This is a genomic window from Actinomyces graevenitzii C83, assembly GCF_000239695.1.
Taxonomy (GTDB): Bacteria; Actinomycetota; Actinomycetes; order Actinomycetales; family Actinomycetaceae; genus Actinomyces; species Actinomyces graevenitzii.
In genome coordinates, this window is sequence record NZ_JH470338.1 from 1,053,602 (window position 1) to 1,069,412 (window position 15,811).

Consider the following 15,811-nt stretch of genomic DNA (forward strand, 5'->3'; position numbering starts at 1 on the left):
CCATATAGGTGAGCACTTCCAAGTTTGGATTCAAGTCACTGAGTGTAGTTTCCGCGACTCTTCAGGAAGGCGATAGATTCAGCTTTCACCTTCGCAGACTTCTGACGTAAAACTGTCAGTTGGTTAAGATGCTTCTTTACATAATTGTAAGAGGCAGACCATTGGGCATTGTACAAAATGGTGTCATACCCACTGCTGGTTCTGCATTTAGCATCCTGAACCGCTACCTTGAGCTCGTAGTCAGTAACCGGGTGCTGGGATGGATCCTTATAATCTTCTTCATTAACAGTAGCCCCGATTTGCTGAGCAAATGAGCTTGAGGGATAACCACCTGGAGCCTTTTCAAGGTCAGCTAAGCCAAGCGGCGCCATACAGCTACGCCACTTAGCTGCCGCAGTATCTAACCCTGGCGGATTAACGTTAGAAACTACGCTTGTGGACAGGCCACCTTGGGTGTCTAACTTCTTGATAATGTCTGCCTTGTCTGCTTCGGCAAAGCAGGCATCACGCTCTTGCTTCCAGGAGGAAGGGTTCTGGTCTTGCTTACGCTCAATATCGAGGCGTGGCTGGATACTGTCCTCAGGAGGGGCTGAATAACCGTATTTTGCGGCTATCTCTTCGTTAAACAGCATATGCCCGCTACCAGTGCCTACCTGTGATTTTTCAGATGCAGCAGAGTAGGGGTAGACCTCATAGCTGAGTCCCTTTTTCGCCATGCAATCTTGAACCACTGTCTCTTTAACAGCCACATAAAGACCATTGGTGGTACCTGCATAAGCATCAGTGGGAAGCGCCCAGTGTTTTTGGTCTTTTTTAATCAAATTATCTGGAGACACTGTGGCCTCTACTGCTGAAACATCAGCTCCAGCAGTTCCAGCAGTGGATTGCGAATTAGCACTACCGCCACTCGAACACCCAGATAACACCATTGCAGCTACCGCTATGGGCGCGGCCAATAGCGTATAGCTAAATTTTTGAGTCACCAATTGACTCATCTCCTCGCACTAAATTCTCGGTTAAGGCTTAGAGTGCGATAAAGCCCCCCCGACCAACCAGCCTTGGTTGATGCAGTTCAGAGTACACCCAGGTCAGGTCACGTGCAACCAAGTTAGTAGACTTTTTTCAGATTCTATGTTTCGCATTAGAGGCAGCGAGCCCATACATCCAGTTACGAAACAGTTGTAAAAGTCTTGGTATATGTAAAAGAACTGCCCGACGTATAACGTCGGGCAGTTCTTTTAAGCAGTTTTCGCTAGCGAATTAGTTAAGCTAACGAAACAGCGATCACTTGAGGACGACGGTAGCGCCAGCGCCCTCGAGCTGAGCCTTAGCCTTCTCGGCGGTCTCCTTGTTGACGCCCTCAAGAACGGCCTTGGGAGCAGACTCAACGAGGTCCTTGGCCTCCTTCAGACCGAGGGAGGTCAGGGCGCGCACCTCCTTGATGACACCAATCTTCTTGTCGCCGATAGCCTCGAGAACGACGTCGAACTCGTCCTTCTCTTCAGCCTCTTCAGCGGCAGCGCCGGGGGCAGCAGCAACGGCAACGGCGGCCGGGGCAGCAGCGGTAACGTCGAAGGTCTCTTCGAAAGCCTTGACGAATTCGGATAGCTCGATGAGGGTTAGCTCCTTGAAAGCCTCGATGAGCTCTTCAGTGGTCAGCTTCGCCATGATGGGCGTTCCTTCCTAGGTTTTTGGGCTCCGCCTGGGTGGCGGAAAATTTGTCTGTGATGCCAGCTGCACTCAGGCAGCCTGCTCCTGCTTCTCACGCAGGGCATCAACGGTGCGGACGGCCTTAGAGGCCGGGGCCGCGAAGAGGTATGCAGCCTTAGACAGCGAAGCCTTAACGGCACCAGCGGTCTTGGCGAGCAGAACCTCGCGGGATTCGAGAGATGCAAGCTTGTCTACATCGGCGGCGGACAGCAACTTGCCATCCATGATTCCGCCCTTGATTACCAGCTGCTTGTTGTCCTTGGCGAAGTCACGCAGAGCCTTAGCAGCGTCAACTGCCTCGCCCTCAACGAAGGCGATAGCGGTGGGGCCGTGCAGCTCCTCGGCGAAAGCCTCGAAACCAGCCTCACGCGCCGCGATAGCGGCCAGGGTGTTCTTCACCACGGCGTAACGAGCGTTGCCGGCAAGCGAACGGCGCAGCGTCTTTAGCTGAGCCACACTCAACCCGCGGTACTCGGTTAGCAGCACAGCGCCCAAGCTACGGAATTGCTCCGTTAGGGCGGCAATTGCCGCTTCCTTGTCAGGCCTTGCCATGGGCCCTCCTTCCGTGGTCTTTACACAGGCCCCACAACAAAAAACCCTGCGCCGGCGGCACAGGGTGATACATCAATAATAATGTAACTACTAGGCACGCCTACGCGGGTATCCATTGAAGGATTTACTCTCCACCTGAAATAGGTTTAGAACCTGCGGTCTTTGGCAGGCTCCAGAGTATCGGAATGCCACCTACACATCAATAGCGTCAACCCTGAAAGCTGGGTGGGTCTACTCACATGTGCTCTCATCCGCAGGTAGGGGGTCAGCTCTAGCTACACACGCTAGGCTGAAACAAGTAAAGCTCGCAAGTAAAAGGCCCAGTATGACTCAAATTTCTACCGCACCCACCACAGCTAACCAAGCGGAGATACCGGCGCCTGCTGATACTGTCCCTATGCGCCGCGCTCCACGGGTGTTTTTACAGCTAATAACCACCCTGCACCGGCTAATCCCAAAGCCCCTAGGCAAGCGCGTACCGGTAACCTTCATCGGCTACGCCATCATTAACGGCTCCGGTTTCCTGCTGGATATTAGCCTGCTGTGGTTATTTAACTCATTACTTGGCTGGTACTACCCGCTATCCATCACCCTGGGCTACGCCCTGGCTGGGCTGTACTCACTAATCTTGAACCGCTGGCTTAACTTCCAGGCCCATGGACACGCCGCCGCACAAGGGGCCCGCTACGTATTTGGGCTAATCTCCCAGTACGTCATCTTCATTTTGGGTCTCTCTAGCCTGCTGCACTACGGCTTGCACATCAACCCTGAAGTGGCCCGCGTGATCTCTGCCTGCTGTGAAGGCATCTACCTGTACGTGCTAATGAAAATCTGGGTTTTCAAAGGCGTGGCAGAGCCCAAGCTCTAAGCCCAAGCTCTAAGCCCAAGCTCTAAAAGAAAACTCAACCGCATACAGCAAAAATCCCCCGGCGCAGTTCAAAATCGCACCGGGGGACTTTGTTTAGCTCAAGCTCAGGCCAGCTTGGTGGGGTCCAGCGGAATGCCCGGACCCATGGTGGTAGCCATGGTGGCCTTAAGGACGTAACGGCCCTTAGAGGTGGAGGGCTTTAGACGCAGGATCTCTTCAACTGCGGCAGCCAGGTTCTCGGCTAGAGCTTCCTCAGAGAAGGAAACCTTACCAATGATGAAGTTAAGGTTAGCGGCGCGGTCAACGCGGAACTCGATACGACCGCCCTTAATGTCCTTAACAGCCTTGGCGACATCCATGGTAACGGTGCCGGTCTTGGGGTTGGGCATGAGGCCACGGGGACCGAGCACGCGCCCTAGACGACCAACCTTACCCATCAGGTCGGGGGTGGCCACGGCGGCGTCGAAGTCGGTGTAGCCAGCGGCAACCTTAGCGATCAGGTCGTCGCCGCCAACCTCGTCAGCGCCGGCGTCGATAGCCTGCTGAGCACGCTCACCCTGGGCGAAGACCAGGACCCGGGCGGTCTTGCCGGTGCCGTGCGGGAGGCTAACGGTGCCACGCACCATCTGGTCGGCCTTACGGGGGTCAACACCCAGACGTAGGGCCACGTCCACCGTGGAGTCAAACTTGGTTACGGAAGTTTCCTTAGCCAGGCGGACAGCCTCGGCCGGCGTGTAGAGGATCCCAGACTGGATCTTCTCAGCGGCGGCGCGGTAGGCCTTGCTGCGCTTAGTCATCTGCTTTCTCCTTATGCAGTCGTGGTGTGCGAGCCGCGCATGGCTCTACCACGGTTATTTGGTCTTAAATCACTCAGCGACGGTGATGCCCATGGAGCGGGCAGTGCCGGCGATGATCTTCGCGGCGGCGTCGATGTCGTTGGCGTTCAGGTCAGGCATCTTGGTTTCGGCAATGGTGCGCACCTGGTCCTGGGTTAGCGAAGCAACCTTGACGCTGTGCGGGGTGGCCGAACCCTTGGGGACACCAGCAGCCTTCTTGATCAGCTCAGCGGCCGGCGGGGTCTTCAGGATGAAGGTGAAGGAGCGGTCTTCGTAAACCGTAATCTCCACCGGCACGACATTACCGCGCTGCGACTCGGTGGCAGCGTTGTAAGCCTTGCAGAACTCCATAATGTTCACACCGTGCTGACCGAGCGCGGGGCCGATCGGCGGTGCAGGGTTGGCAGCGCCAGCCTGGATCTGGAGCTTGATCAGGCCAGCAACCTTCTTCTTGGGGGCCATAAAATTGGGTCCTTTGATAGTGGTTGTGACACGCGTGCGAATGCACACGCACAAACGCCCATCATAGCCGGTTTAAGACTACGGCGGGCGCGTGGGTGGGAGGTTTCACAGCCGCAAACGCGGTTGCCCAGCAGCCGCTTACCCTCCCCGACGCGCCATCAGCGCGCCGCTACCGGGTCAGATTTTGGAGACCTGGGAGAAAGAGAGCTCAGCCGGAGTGTCACGGCCGAACAGGGAGATGAGCACCTGCAGCTTCTGAGTTTCGGGGGAAATCTCAGAGATAGTGGCAGGCAGAGACTCGAAGGGGCCATCGGTGACGATTACCGACTCGCCCACCTCGAAACCAACCTCGTAGACACGGCCGTTCTCCACCATGGTGGAGCCCTCGCCAGACTCGGGTTTAGCCTGGGCGGCAGACACCTGGGCGGCAATTTCGGCCTCGGTGGGGCCAAGCTGCTTAACCGCTTCTTCGAAAGTCAGCGGCACCGGGTTGTAGCGGTTACCTACGAAACCGGTAACTGCCGGAGTGTCCTTAATGGTGCGCCAGACGCGGTCCGAGGTGTCAGGGTCGTCCAGATCCAGGCGCACAAACACGTATCCGGGCAGGCGTACGCGCGTAACTTCCTTCTTCTTGTTGTTCGCCTTTACCTCGATGACAGTTTCCATGGGCACGACGGCGTCGAAAACGTAGTCCTCGATCTCAAAGTTTTCAGCGCGCGCCAAAACATCAGCGGCCACGCGGCGCTCATAGCCAGAGTAAGTGTGCAGCACGTACCACAGGCCCGGCAGGGAGGACATCTTCTTACGGAATTCCTGTACCGGATCCACCACTGCTGGCGGCTCTGCGCTTTGTGCGTCTGCCGGGGTGGCCTCCTGTACGTCTTCGGCTACCTCGACAACGTCGTTGGCGCTTTCCTCAGCCGCGAAGTCGTCGGCTTCCTGCTCGATAGACATGTTGCTCCCTAGTAGATTCTGGTTCGTAAGGTATTAGGCAAATACCCACATGACAAGCTGTTCAAACACGGCGTCAATCAAAGCCACAAACAACATGATGGCGGTAATGAACACCAGCACCACCAAGAAGTAAGTCCACAGACTGTTGCGAGTAGGCCAAACTACCTTACGTAGCTCGTCAATAACTTGCTTGATAAATAGCGTGATACGCGCAAACAGGTTACGGCGCTGTGCCTGATCACGGTCCGCTTTAGCGACTTGGCTCATGAAATCCTCGGGTTCGAATCGGCTCTTAAGCCCGTTAGGGACGAGATGGTGAACCGACGGGATCTCCCGAGCGATCCTCCGTTCTCAGCAGGGCAGGCGGGACTCGAACCCACAACCGCCGGTTTTGGAGACCGGTGCGCTACCAATTGCGCCACTGCCCTTCAGCGAGACTCAATACTGCCATACTTCTGGCGCTAATACCAATTCAATAAGTATGTGCTGCCTCACGGTAACAAATTACGGGGTAAAATCGGGGCGTGACTACCGCATCAAAGCGCCGCGTTTCGGCGCGTCTAGCTGCCATTGCCCCTTCTGCCACACTAGCCGTTGACGCTAAAGCTAAGGCCCTAAAAGCCGCCGGTGAGCCCATTATTGGTTTCGGCCCTGGTGAGCCCAACTTCCCCACCCCTGAAAATGTGGTGGAAGCCGCCGTCGCCGCCTGTAAAGACCCGCGCAACCACAAGTACACCCCTGCCGCCGGTCTGCCTGAGCTAAAGCAGGCTATTGCCGCTAAGACTCTGCGTGACAGTGGCTATGCCGTCGACCCTGCCAACATTGTGGTCACCAACGGTGGCAAGCAGGCAGTGTATGAGGGTTTCGCAGCCGTTATCAGTGAGGGCGATGAGGTTCTGCTGCCCACCCCCTATTGGACCACCTACCCTGAGGCCATCGCTTTGGCTGGCGGTATTCCGGTACGCGTTTTTGCCGACGCCGACGCCGACTATAAGGTCACCCCTGCCCAGCTGGAGGAGGCCTACACCCCGGCCACCAAGGCGCTGGTGTTCTGCTCGCCCTCTAACCCCACCGGCTCGGTTTACACCCCGGAAGAGACTGAGGCTATTGGTCGTTGGTGCCTTGAGCACGGGGTTTGGGTACTTACCGATGAAATCTATGAGCACTTGGTTTACGACGACGCCAAGTTCACCCCCATCGTTAAGGCTGTGCCCGAGCTGGCTGATACCACCGTGGTGCTTAACGGCGTGGCTAAGTCCTACGCCATGACCGGTTGGCGTCTGGGCTGGCTGATTGGCCCCACCGACATCGTCAAGGCCGTAATCACCTTGCAAAGCCACCTGACCAGCAACGTCAACAACATTGCTCAGCGCGCTGCGATTGCGGCCCTTAACGGTGACCAGAGCTCGGTTGAGCAGATGCGTCAGGCCTTTGACCGTCGCCGTCACCTAATGGTTTCCATGTTGCGCGAGGTGCCCGGCTTCGTCACCCCCGAACCCAAGGGTGCTTTCTACTGCTACTCCTCGGTTAAGGAACTGATTGGTAAGTCGCTGCGCGGCACGGTTATCGACTCCTCGGCCACGCTAGCTGACCTGGTGCTAGAGCACGCCAAGGTAGCTATCGTGCCCGGCGAGGCTTTTGGCCCCTCCGGCTTTGTGCGCCTGTCCTACTCACTGTCTGATGAGGACCTAGTTGAGGGCCTTGAGCGCCTACAGAAGCTGATGGCTGAGGTTGCCTAAGCGCTACTTTTCCTAATAAGCAGGGTTGCGCAGCTCAAGTTTGGGCTGCGCAACCCTGACTTAGCGGCAGGGCAGGCTTAAAGGCCAGGCCCCAATTAAAAGGCAACCGGCGTCTTAGACGTCGGCTGCCTTAGTTTTAGGTGATTAAAGGTTGATGTGGGTGCCGCGCCGGGCATACATCTGGCGCGCCCCCGCCAGCCAGCTCTCGGCAGCAGCCAGGCGCCCCTCGGCGTCGGCCCGCCAAGGCGCATTACCCTCACGGCGAGCCCCCGAAACTAGCGACAGCACCACGCCCGCCGCCCGCGCCCACAGCGACACTGGATCCACCTGGCGCCCAGCCTGGCGAGTCCACTCATCCAAAATCGGACGCAAACGCTTATAGGTGCCCGGCGCTAAATGGTCTAGCACGCTCATATGCCCAAGCAGGCAGGCGTAATCATCCACGCGGTGACCGGGCCCCAGCGAGTCCACATCCAGCAGCGAAGAAATCTCGGTACCCTCAGTGAAAACGTTAGCCTCATAGAAGTCGCCGTGGACCGGAACCACCGGGCCCGGATCCGAATCAGCCATAAGCTCAGCTACGCCGTCGGCAATTGCGTTAATACGCCCCGCGTAAGCCGGCAAAACCGTCGAAGCCGCATGCGCATAGTGGTGCACGCGCTCAGACCAGGCCGGATGCGTGGGCAAAGTCAGGGCCTCGCTGGGCAGCGCATCAAGCAACTCCGTGATGCGCATAAACATGTCAGAAGCGTCATTGCTACTCATGCCGCCAGCTAGAAGATTAGACAGGGGCCTACCCGGACCAACCGTCAACAGCACCAGGCCGTCAGGGTCATCGCGCAGCACCCTAGGTGAGGGCACGCCCGCCGCCGTCAACATGCGGTGACGCTCAGCTAAAGAATGAGAATGGCCGGGCCGCAAAACCTTAGCGAAAGCCCCCGAGCCGTCAGCGTAGCTGACCTTAACCACCGCGCGGCGGGTGGGGCGGTAGGCCACCATGCGGGTAGAAACCTGCTCGCCTAGTCGCGCCGACAATAGCGAAGGGGTGCAGGCCACCGCCAGCGCCGGCAGCTCCGGGTCACCAGGGTGACGCCACACATACACCGGGGTCACGCCGGTGTCCACACGCACCAGGCCAGGCGCGTCAGGGCGCTTGAGGCGGGCGGTGGTGGCACAGAGGTACTCAGTGCCGCGAATACCGGCCAGGCCGCGCACCACTGCCGTGTAGCCAACCGTGACCCCTGCGCCGGGGCGGTGATGCACAGAATGTACACGTGAGGTAACTAGCTCCAGGCCTAAAGGCGCCAATGCTGCGCCCAGGATTGAATTCACACCCGGGCCGGTCAGAAGCGCAACCTGATCGCGCTCGTTGCCTCCAAACATGTATACAAGTTTGCCATTATTAGCCCTGCTTTAGCTATTTAGCAGGGCCCAAAGCGCGATTATGCGCCATTTTTTAGGTGCCCTCAGGCTGTGGGGCGATTTCTACCGGCGCTTTGACTTTTTTGGTGGCTTTAAGCGACGGCGGCCTCTTTAGTGGCGACGGCGTGCGTGGTCTCGACGGCGCCCAGGCTGGCGACGGCGCCTGCGGTCTCGGCGGCGTCAGTGGGCTCGGTGGGGCCACCAGCTTCCCCAGCGGGGCCGGAAGTTTTTGTAGCGGGGCGAGCGGCGACGTCGTCGTTCTTGGCGGCATTAGCCTTACGCAACCGGGCCGCAGCCAGCTTAGAAGGACCCACCTCAGCCAGGAGCATACCGGTGATCATCAGTGCGCCACCTAGCAGCAGGCGGGTAGTTACCTGCTCGTCGCCAAAACCAACGGCCACGGCCGAAGCAAACACTGGCTCCAGAGCCATAATCACGGCGGCACGGGCGGCAGGCAGGCGCGACTGGGCCCAAGTCTGAGCCAGCAGCGCCAACACGCCCGAACCAATCACCAAGAACACCAAAGAAACCCAGCCCTTAGTGGTGTGCGGAACCCCAATACCACCCGGAGCGGCCACCAAAGCCAGCCAAATACCGGTAACCATCAGCTGAATAGCCGCGAGCGCCAAGGCGTCTTTAGCGGTGGCGTAACGCCCGGTGAGCACCACGTGCAGGGAGAAAACAATGGCGCAACCGATAAGCATGGCTTCGCCATAGCCCAAAGCCAGCCCGCGCAGGCCCAGCACGGCGGCGCCGGCCAGCGACAGGGCCACCGCTACCTTGGTAATGTGTGCCACTCGGGTGCGAAACATTAGCCACCCCACCAGCGGGGTTCCGGCCACGTACAGGCTCACCATAAAGCCAGAGACGGAGGCTGAAGCGTAGTTCATACCCTCAGTTTGTAGCACCTGACCAAAGGCATAGATGGAACCGATGGTGAATCCGTGAATCCACACAGTTTTGCTGGCGCGACGGTAGAAGGGGTACATGGCTACAGCCGTCACTAGTGTGCCCAAGCCGTAACGCAAACCAAGGAAGTCGATAACCGACACTTCGGCTAGTACTTCCTTGGTTAGGTAGAAGCTAGCGCCCCACACTAGCGACACGAAGATTAGTGCGAGGGTGGCTAGTAGGGACGTATCACGATTATGAAAAAACTGGCGTAGGGTCACTAGCCCATGCTAACGGCTTAGTGAGGGTAAAACAGCCCGCTGGAGGGTGACTTTAGTCCCCTCCAGCGGGCTTGTATTTTGGCTGGTTGCACGCCAGCGTCCAGTTTTCGGCCAGGGGCGGCCGGTAAGTTGGCGGGCCGCAGAGCGGTCGGCGGGCCGGCGCGCTGACGGGCTAGCATGCCTCCACGGCCAGGCGGGTGGCGGGCCAGCTGGGGGCGGGCCGGCGCGCTAACGGGCCAGCCCTGGGCTGGTTAGAAGTCCAGGCCTACACGCACCGGCTCGGGCACCAAGGTCAGTCCGTATTTGTCGCGCACGCCAGCGATGACGGTTTTGGCCAGGGCCTCAATGTCGGCGGCGCTAGCATTGCCACGGTTGGTGATGGCCAGGACGTGCACGGTTGAAAGCGAGGCGGGGGCGGCGTCGTCGAGAGCAAAACCCGGACCAAAGCCGGCGTGCTGGATCAGCCAAGCTGCCGAGGTCTTAACCAGCCCGGGCACAACCGGCGCGGGGCGGGTGCCCACAATCATGGAGTGGTCGGTGACCTCAAAGCGAGGGGCCTCGCTGGGGAGCTTGTCAGCCTGCTCCTGGGTTAGCACCGGGTTGGTGAAGAAAGAGCCTGAAGACCAGGTGTTGTGGTCGGCCGGGTCAAGCACCATGCCCTTGGAGCGGCGCAGCTCCAGCACCGCCTGGCGCAGGTCGGTGGCCTCCACCCGGTCGCCCAGCTCCACGCCCAGGTGGCCAGCTAGCTGCTTGTAGGCGATGGGGTGGCTCATGTAGGCCTGGCGCACCTGGAAGGTAACCGAGAGCACCACCCAGCGCCCGGTGGGGCCCCACAGTCGTCCGCCACCGGCCTCTACGCTACGCAGGGACTGCTTGAGTAGCGAGTCGCGGTAAGCCAGTTTCAGGTCGGTTAGGGCCAGGTAAGCCACACGGCCCTTGAGGCGGTCCCAGGCACGCACGGCAGTGACCAGCTCAGCTATTTCTGTGCCGTAGGCGCCCACGTTTTGCACCGGGGCGGCGCCGACCGTGCCCGGGATGCCTGAAAGCGGGGCGAAACCGGCCCACTCATTGGCGATAGCTTCACAAACCAGTTCATCTAGGCTCATACCAGCGGTGACGGTGAACTCCACTCCCCCGCATTGGGTATCTGAGTTGATGGAGATTTCACTGCGGGCGTCGCGTAGCACCAGGCCGTCAAAGCCGGCGTCGGAGGCGAGTAGGTTGGAGCCGCCACCTACCACCAGCAACGGGGTGCCGGCAGCGTCGGCCTGTTTGATGGCCTCAATCATTTCCTGCTCGCTGTGGGCCTCCAGGTAGCTGGCGATGGGGCCACCGATGCGGGTGGTGGTCAGCTGCGCCAGGGTGGTGGGGGCCTGCGCACCCAGCGGGTAAGCCAGGGCGGGAACGGGAGTGGGCTTGGCGATGTCGCGGTGCGGCAGGGGCAGGGAACAATCGGTAGCTTCTGTCATGGCACCAGAGTAGTCATTTGTGTGTGGGTGATGAGGAGGGTTTCATGCTGACGGCGCAGCCATGCCCCCGTCAAATACACCCAAAACCTGCATCTACACCCAAAATCATCCCTTCCCTATGAAAATACGCGTTTAAATCATAGGGAAGGGATGAAATTGCATGTGTTTGTGAGAAGGGACTTTTGGGGGTCTGTCCTGGCCCCCTGGTTGCGCCACCCTGCCTTGCCCCCTTGGCCTGTCTTGCCCCTGCCCTGGCCTGCCGCCAGTGTCTCAATTGGCGGCATCTCAGTTGGCAGCGACTACCAGCTTGTCTGCGCTGTAAATGTCACCTTGGGGGGTGATTACGACGTCGACGGCGCCCAGCTCCGGTAGCGTCACCATCTCCTTAAAGTGCCACTTCCACTTTTGCTCACGGAACAAGCCCTGCGGGATCACCAGCTCATCGACGCTTTGCACGCACAGCGACAAGGCCGCCAGCAAACTGCCGTGCACTACCAAGCTCCCATCTGGCGCCCCCACAGCCTGGGCCGCGCGAGCTGAAGAATGAATTGAGTTGGGATCCCCAATTACCCGTGACCAGCTACGCAAATGCTTAAAAGTAATCGTCACCGGGGTACTTTGGGCAGGTACCTCCAGCTCCTCATACAGCAGCGGCTCCGCCTTGGCGACGTCGGAAGTAAGCGTTCCCGGCGCCCCCACCTTGCGAGCAAAAAAGTCAGTCAGCCGCACCTGCATGTCCGGGCGGTCTAGGTGGATGCGTGAATCCCAAAACTCCCAGTTCCTAGCCCGGCGTGAACGCAGCATCAGCAGCTCCACCTGGGCCTGATCATGCACCCAAGGCAAGGGCTGGCGTATCTCTAGGGCCATGCGCCGGTGCAGCATCCCCTCCCAAGTGGGGCCAATGCCGCTGCGCACCAGCGGCCAGCCCACATTGGCGGCCACAACCAGCTCAGCTGCACGCACCGCAGCAGCATAAGGCTTGTGGGGCAGGATGAAGTTAATCAGGTTGGCTAGGGTCGTCGTCTTCGACTCAAGCCGCTCTAGCGAAACTATTTGGGCTGGTGCGGACATAAACCAATACTATAAAAACAAAACGCCCCACGCTGCTAAAAGCGTGGGGCAAAGCTGAGAAACTCTCAGACTATCTGTTTCAGCGAGTCTCGCGGTGCTCGGTGTGCTTACCGCAGCGGGCGCAGAACTTCTTCAGGGACAGACGGTCCGGGGTGTTACGACGGTTCTTCTTGGTGATGTAGTTGCGCTCCTTGCACTCCGAGCAAGCCAGAGTGATCTTGGGGCGAACGTCGGCGGACTTGCTAGCCACGTTGTACTCCTCTTGTTTGATCCTCGAGCAGCCCTTGAGTGGCGCTGCAACGAACCTTGCGTAGCGGGGGAGGGACTCGAACCCTCGACCTCACGATTATGAGTCGTGCGCTCTAACCAGCTGAGCTACCTCGCCAGGAACACTAAAGGCGGCCGGTGGGCCGCCATAGCGAGAGCCCCGAAAGGGAATCGAACCCTTGACCTTCTCCTTACCATGGAGACGCTCTGCCTACTGAGCTATCGGGGCAACGACCGAAATCTTATAAGGAACTTTTTTGCTTTCGCAAGTCCGTTCCGTGTGATCTCAATCACTACAGCGTTCTTTCGAACTTGGCTTGACACCGAAGTGCCTTACCGTGGCAGGTGAGGGATTCGAACCCCCGAAGCATACTGCGACTGATTTACAGTCAGTTCCCTTTGGCCGCTCGGGAAACCTGCCAATTGCATTCCGCCGGGCAAGCATGCCTGCCGTTTGGGTGCCGTGAAAGATTAGCAAGATTGCACCCCCAAATGCCAACTTATCTTAGTGGGAGCCTGGTCACACTGGCTATAATGGCTGTAATCATGCGGCTAAACCCGCTTTCACATAGACTTATATGCCCAGCTCAAACCTAAGAAAGGCACACCATGGCAGCAGATTCCTCGTTCGACGTCGTCTCCAAATATGACCGCCAGGAGGTTGACAACGCCGTCAACCAAGCCAGCAAAGAGATCAGCCAGCGCTATGACTTCCGTGGGGTTGACGCCTCCATCGAGCTAGCCGGCGAGACCATCACCGTCACCGCCAACTCTGCCGAGCGCGTGCTGGCCGCCCTAGATGTACTTGAATCCAAGCTGTTCAGGCGCGGGGTTTCACTAAAGGTCCTGGACCTGGGTGACAAGGAGCCCAAGGCCTCAGGCAAGCTCTACAAGCTGGTTTGCCCACTGCGTGAGGGCCTGAGCCAGGAAAACGCCAAGAAGATCACTAAGGCCATCCGCGAGTCCTTCCCCAAGGGCGTCAAGGCCCTGATCCAGGGCGATGAGGTGCGCGTGTCCTCCAAGTCCCGCGATGACCTACAGGCGGTAATCGCCATGCTTAAGGAACTGGACATCGACGCCGCCCTACAGTTCACCAACTACCGCTAAGTCCCAGCGCTAAGGCCCTAACGTTAGGGGCGACGGCGACGGCGACGGCGCGGCCATGGTCGTAAGGGTACGCAGTAAGGCCCAGCGCTAAGGCCCCGGCGTGGTTGCACCGGCAGCCGGCGCACCATAGTCGTAAGGACCATAAGGACCCACGCAGTAAGGCCCTGGCACTCTCTTAAGGAGAAGCCAGGGCCTACTTTTGGGCTGTTTACGCGGCCCAAGCACAAACGTCAGTAACCGGCCATGTGCTCTAGGCGCGCAATGCGCTTATCCATGGGCGGGTGGGTGCTCATAGCCTGCCCCAGGTTCCCAAAGGGGTTAGCGATCATCATGGCCGACAGGTTCTCCACCTGCGGCTCACGCGGCATGGGGTAGTTGGGCACGCCGCCCGAAAGCTTCTTAAGCGCGCTAGCCAAAGCCAGCGGGTCACCGGTGAGTGAGGCGCCGTCCTCGTCGGCGTCGTACTCACGTGTACGCGAAACCGCCAAGCGCACTAAACCAGCTGCCAGCGGCGCCAAAATAGCCATTACCAAGCCCATTGCGGCCGCCCCATTGTCGCGCTCATTACGGTTGCGCGAGCTAGTGCCAAAGTACATGAACATGGTGCCCACCGAGGAAATAATCCCCGCCATACCGGCGGCAATTGAGCCGGTGAGAATGTCACGGTTGTACACGTGGCTGAGCTCATGCCCCAGTACTCCACGCAGCTCACGGCGGTCAAGCAGGTTCAAAATACCCTCAGTGCAGCACACCGCCGCGTGCTGGGGGTTGCGCCCGGTAGCAAAAGCGTTAGGGCTCATGGTGGGGGCAATGTAGATGCGCGGCATGGGCTGGCCTGCAATTGAGGACAGCTCCTGCACAATCTCATACAGCTCCGGGGCCTGCTGGGGCGTCACCTCGTAGGCATCCATAGAGCGGATGGCCAGCTTGTCGCTGTTCCAGTAGCTGTAGGCAGTCTGGCCCACGGCGATCAGCGCGAACAGCGGCATAAAGATGAAATATCCCGATGCTCGCGCCAATACGTAACCGAAGGCGATCAAAATCGCCCACATCAGGCACAGCAGCCAAAAAGTTTTAATGCCGTTGTGATAGTGACGCTTCATGAAGGTAAGTCTAGGGGTTTAAGGGCCCCTAAAGTTACGCTAACAGGTGTGGTCAGGGGCCGGTTCGCGGCGGGCGTGAAGGGGGCGCGGCTCACCCTCGCCGTCAGCCTCAGCAGCTTTTAGATCCGCACGCAGGTTCTTGGGCAGCGAGAAAGCAATGTTCTCTGTGGCCGTGCGTAACTCTTCGACGTCGGTGAAGCCGTATTCTGCTAGCTTTTGCACCACTTCGCGCACCAAAATTTCGGGCACGGACGCCCCTGAGGTTAGCCCCACGCTCTGGGCCTGCTCTAGCCAGCTGGGATCGATTTCGCTGGCGTAATCCACCCGGTAGGCGGCCTTAGCGCCGGCTTCTAGGGCCACTTCCTTTAGGCGCACCGAGTTGGAGGAGTTACCTGAACCCACCACAATCACCACGTCAGCGCGCGGAGCCATCTGCTTGACGGCGGCCTGGCGGTTTTGGGTGGCGTAGCAAATGTCGTCGCTGGGCGGGTCAATCATGGCCGGGAAACGTTCACGCAGGCGGCGCACGGTTTCCATGGTTTCATCGACGCTTAGGGTGGTTTGCGAAATCCACACTACCTTTTCAGGGTTACGCACCTGCACCTGGTCTACTTCTTCAGGGCCGTTAACTACCTGAATGTGCTCGGGGGCCTCACCTTGGGTGCCTTCAACTTCTTCGTGTCCGCTGTGGCCCACCAAGATGATGTCGTAGTCGCCCTTGGCGAAACGCACCGCCTGCTTGTGCACTTTGGTTACCAGCGGGCAGGTGGCGTCAATGGTGGCCAGGTGGCGGGCGGCGGCCTGCTCATGCACTGCCGGGGACACACCGTGGGCTGAGAACACTACGCGAGCGCCCGGGGGCACCTCATCAGTTTCGTTGACAAAAATGGCTCCGCGACGACTGAGCGCCTCCACCACGTACTTGTTGTGCACAATCTCTTTGCGCACGTATATGGGGGCTCCGTAGTGGGCTAGGGCTTTCTCGACGGCGTCCACGGCGCGGTCAACGCCAGCGCAGTATCCGCGTGGGGCTGCCAGCAGAAGTTTTTTGGGCGAGGCTGTGGTCATAGGTACAGGGT

The 15,811-nt window shown here is 59.0% G+C and carries 17 protein-coding genes and 4 tRNA genes; 3 read left to right on the forward strand and 18 right to left on the reverse strand.

What is annotated here, in order from left to right; genetic code table 11:
• Positions 1–35: 35 nt before the first annotated feature.
• The 3 genes from HMPREF0045_RS04495 to rplJ all read right to left on the reverse strand — a co-directional run bounded on the left by HMPREF0045_RS04495 (position 36) and on the right by rplJ (position 2,262).
• Positions 36–995 carry a hypothetical protein gene (locus HMPREF0045_RS04495; RefSeq protein WP_155813092.1) on the reverse strand — a complete coding sequence of 320 codons (960 nt, stop codon included), beginning with the start codon at positions 993–995 and terminating at the stop codon, positions 36–38.
• A gap of 289 nt (positions 996–1,284) precedes the next feature.
• On the reverse strand, positions 1,285–1,668 hold the full coding sequence (rplL, locus tag HMPREF0045_RS04500) for a 50S ribosomal protein L7/L12 (protein ID WP_005985950.1): 384 nt from the start codon (positions 1,666–1,668) through the stop codon (positions 1,285–1,287).
• A 72-nt stretch (positions 1,669–1,740) separates the two neighbouring features.
• Positions 1,741–2,262 (reverse strand): 50S ribosomal protein L10, encoded by a 522-nt coding sequence (gene rplJ / locus HMPREF0045_RS04505; RefSeq protein ID WP_005985951.1) that lies wholly within the window; start codon positions 2,260–2,262, stop codon positions 1,741–1,743.
• A 325-nt stretch (positions 2,263–2,587) separates the two neighbouring features.
• On the opposite strand from rplJ, the gene HMPREF0045_RS04510 reads away from it, so the two are divergent.
• The gene (locus HMPREF0045_RS04510; RefSeq protein WP_005985953.1) at positions 2,588–3,130 is read left to right on the forward strand and encodes a GtrA family protein; all 543 of its coding nucleotides are present in this window, start codon (positions 2,588–2,590) and stop codon (positions 3,128–3,130) included.
• A 104-nt stretch (positions 3,131–3,234) separates the two neighbouring features.
• Here HMPREF0045_RS04510 and rplA read toward each other — a convergent pair whose 3' ends face one another.
• The 5 genes from rplA to HMPREF0045_RS04535 form a co-directional block, all read right to left on the reverse strand.
• Positions 3,235–3,927, reverse strand: coding sequence for a 50S ribosomal protein L1 (rplA, locus tag HMPREF0045_RS04515; protein ID WP_005985955.1), 693 nt, complete (start codon positions 3,925–3,927; stop codon positions 3,235–3,237).
• A 69-nt stretch (positions 3,928–3,996) separates the two neighbouring features.
• Positions 3,997–4,428: a 50S ribosomal protein L11 gene (gene rplK / locus HMPREF0045_RS04520; protein WP_005985957.1), complete on the reverse strand. Its 432-nt coding sequence runs from the start codon at positions 4,426–4,428 to the stop codon at positions 3,997–3,999.
• A gap of 177 nt (positions 4,429–4,605) precedes the next feature.
• A complete protein-coding gene (gene nusG / locus HMPREF0045_RS04525) occupies positions 4,606–5,382 on the reverse strand; it encodes a transcription termination/antitermination protein NusG (protein WP_005985959.1) in 777 nt (258 codons plus the stop codon).
• A 33-nt stretch (positions 5,383–5,415) separates the two neighbouring features.
• Complete coding sequence (gene secE / locus HMPREF0045_RS04530; protein WP_005985962.1) at positions 5,416–5,649, reverse strand: preprotein translocase subunit SecE; 234 nt, start codon at positions 5,647–5,649, stop codon at positions 5,416–5,418.
• Positions 5,650–5,737: 88 nt separating this feature from the next.
• Positions 5,738–5,810: transfer RNA gene (locus tag HMPREF0045_RS04535), tRNA-Trp, on the reverse strand.
• A gap of 96 nt (positions 5,811–5,906) precedes the next feature.
• Here HMPREF0045_RS04535 and HMPREF0045_RS04540 point away from each other — a divergent pair.
• Positions 5,907–7,121 (forward strand): pyridoxal phosphate-dependent aminotransferase, encoded by a 1,215-nt coding sequence (locus HMPREF0045_RS04540; protein WP_005985964.1) that lies wholly within the window; start codon positions 5,907–5,909, stop codon positions 7,119–7,121.
• A gap of 144 nt (positions 7,122–7,265) precedes the next feature.
• On the opposite strand, the gene HMPREF0045_RS04545 is transcribed toward HMPREF0045_RS04540, so the two are convergent.
• The 8 genes from HMPREF0045_RS04545 to HMPREF0045_RS04580 all read right to left on the reverse strand — a co-directional run bounded on the left by HMPREF0045_RS04545 (position 7,266) and on the right by HMPREF0045_RS04580 (position 12,943).
• Positions 7,266–8,504, reverse strand: a complete 1,239-nt coding sequence (locus HMPREF0045_RS04545) for a phosphotransferase (RefSeq protein WP_005985966.1) — start codon at positions 8,502–8,504, stop codon at positions 7,266–7,268.
• A gap of 131 nt (positions 8,505–8,635) precedes the next feature.
• A complete protein-coding gene (locus HMPREF0045_RS04550; RefSeq protein WP_005985967.1) occupies positions 8,636–9,715 on the reverse strand; it encodes a DMT family transporter in 1,080 nt (359 codons plus the stop codon).
• A 251-nt stretch (positions 9,716–9,966) separates the two neighbouring features.
• A complete protein-coding gene (locus HMPREF0045_RS04555; RefSeq protein ID WP_005985970.1) occupies positions 9,967–11,184 on the reverse strand; it encodes a UDP-N-acetylmuramate dehydrogenase in 1,218 nt (405 codons plus the stop codon).
• Positions 11,185–11,469: 285 nt separating this feature from the next.
• Positions 11,470–12,255: a MaoC family dehydratase gene (locus HMPREF0045_RS04560; RefSeq protein WP_005985972.1), complete on the reverse strand. Its 786-nt coding sequence runs from the start codon at positions 12,253–12,255 to the stop codon at positions 11,470–11,472.
• A 79-nt stretch (positions 12,256–12,334) separates the two neighbouring features.
• Entirely contained in the window at positions 12,335–12,505 is a 171-nt protein-coding gene (rpmG, locus tag HMPREF0045_RS04565) for a 50S ribosomal protein L33 (protein WP_005985973.1), read from the reverse strand.
• A 61-nt stretch (positions 12,506–12,566) separates the two neighbouring features.
• Positions 12,567–12,640, reverse strand: a tRNA-Met gene (locus HMPREF0045_RS04570).
• A gap of 38 nt (positions 12,641–12,678) precedes the next feature.
• A tRNA-Thr gene (locus HMPREF0045_RS04575) sits at positions 12,679–12,751 on the reverse strand.
• A 110-nt stretch (positions 12,752–12,861) separates the two neighbouring features.
• Positions 12,862–12,943, reverse strand: a tRNA-Tyr gene (locus HMPREF0045_RS04580).
• 188 nt (positions 12,944–13,131) lie between these two features.
• On the opposite strand from HMPREF0045_RS04580, the gene HMPREF0045_RS04585 reads away from it, so the two are divergent.
• Positions 13,132–13,629 carry a YajQ family cyclic di-GMP-binding protein gene (locus HMPREF0045_RS04585; protein WP_005985974.1) on the forward strand — a complete coding sequence of 166 codons (498 nt, stop codon included), beginning with the start codon at positions 13,132–13,134 and terminating at the stop codon, positions 13,627–13,629.
• 230 nt (positions 13,630–13,859) lie between these two features.
• Here the strand turns inward: HMPREF0045_RS04585 and htpX are convergent, their stop codons facing one another.
• Positions 13,860–14,732 (reverse strand): zinc metalloprotease HtpX, encoded by an 873-nt coding sequence (gene htpX / locus HMPREF0045_RS04590; protein WP_005985975.1) that lies wholly within the window; start codon positions 14,730–14,732, stop codon positions 13,860–13,862.
• Positions 14,733–14,771: 39 nt separating this feature from the next.
• Positions 14,772–15,800, reverse strand: a complete 1,029-nt coding sequence (locus HMPREF0045_RS04595; protein ID WP_005985976.1) for a 4-hydroxy-3-methylbut-2-enyl diphosphate reductase — start codon at positions 15,798–15,800, stop codon at positions 14,772–14,774.
• Positions 15,801–15,811 lie beyond the last annotated feature (11 nt).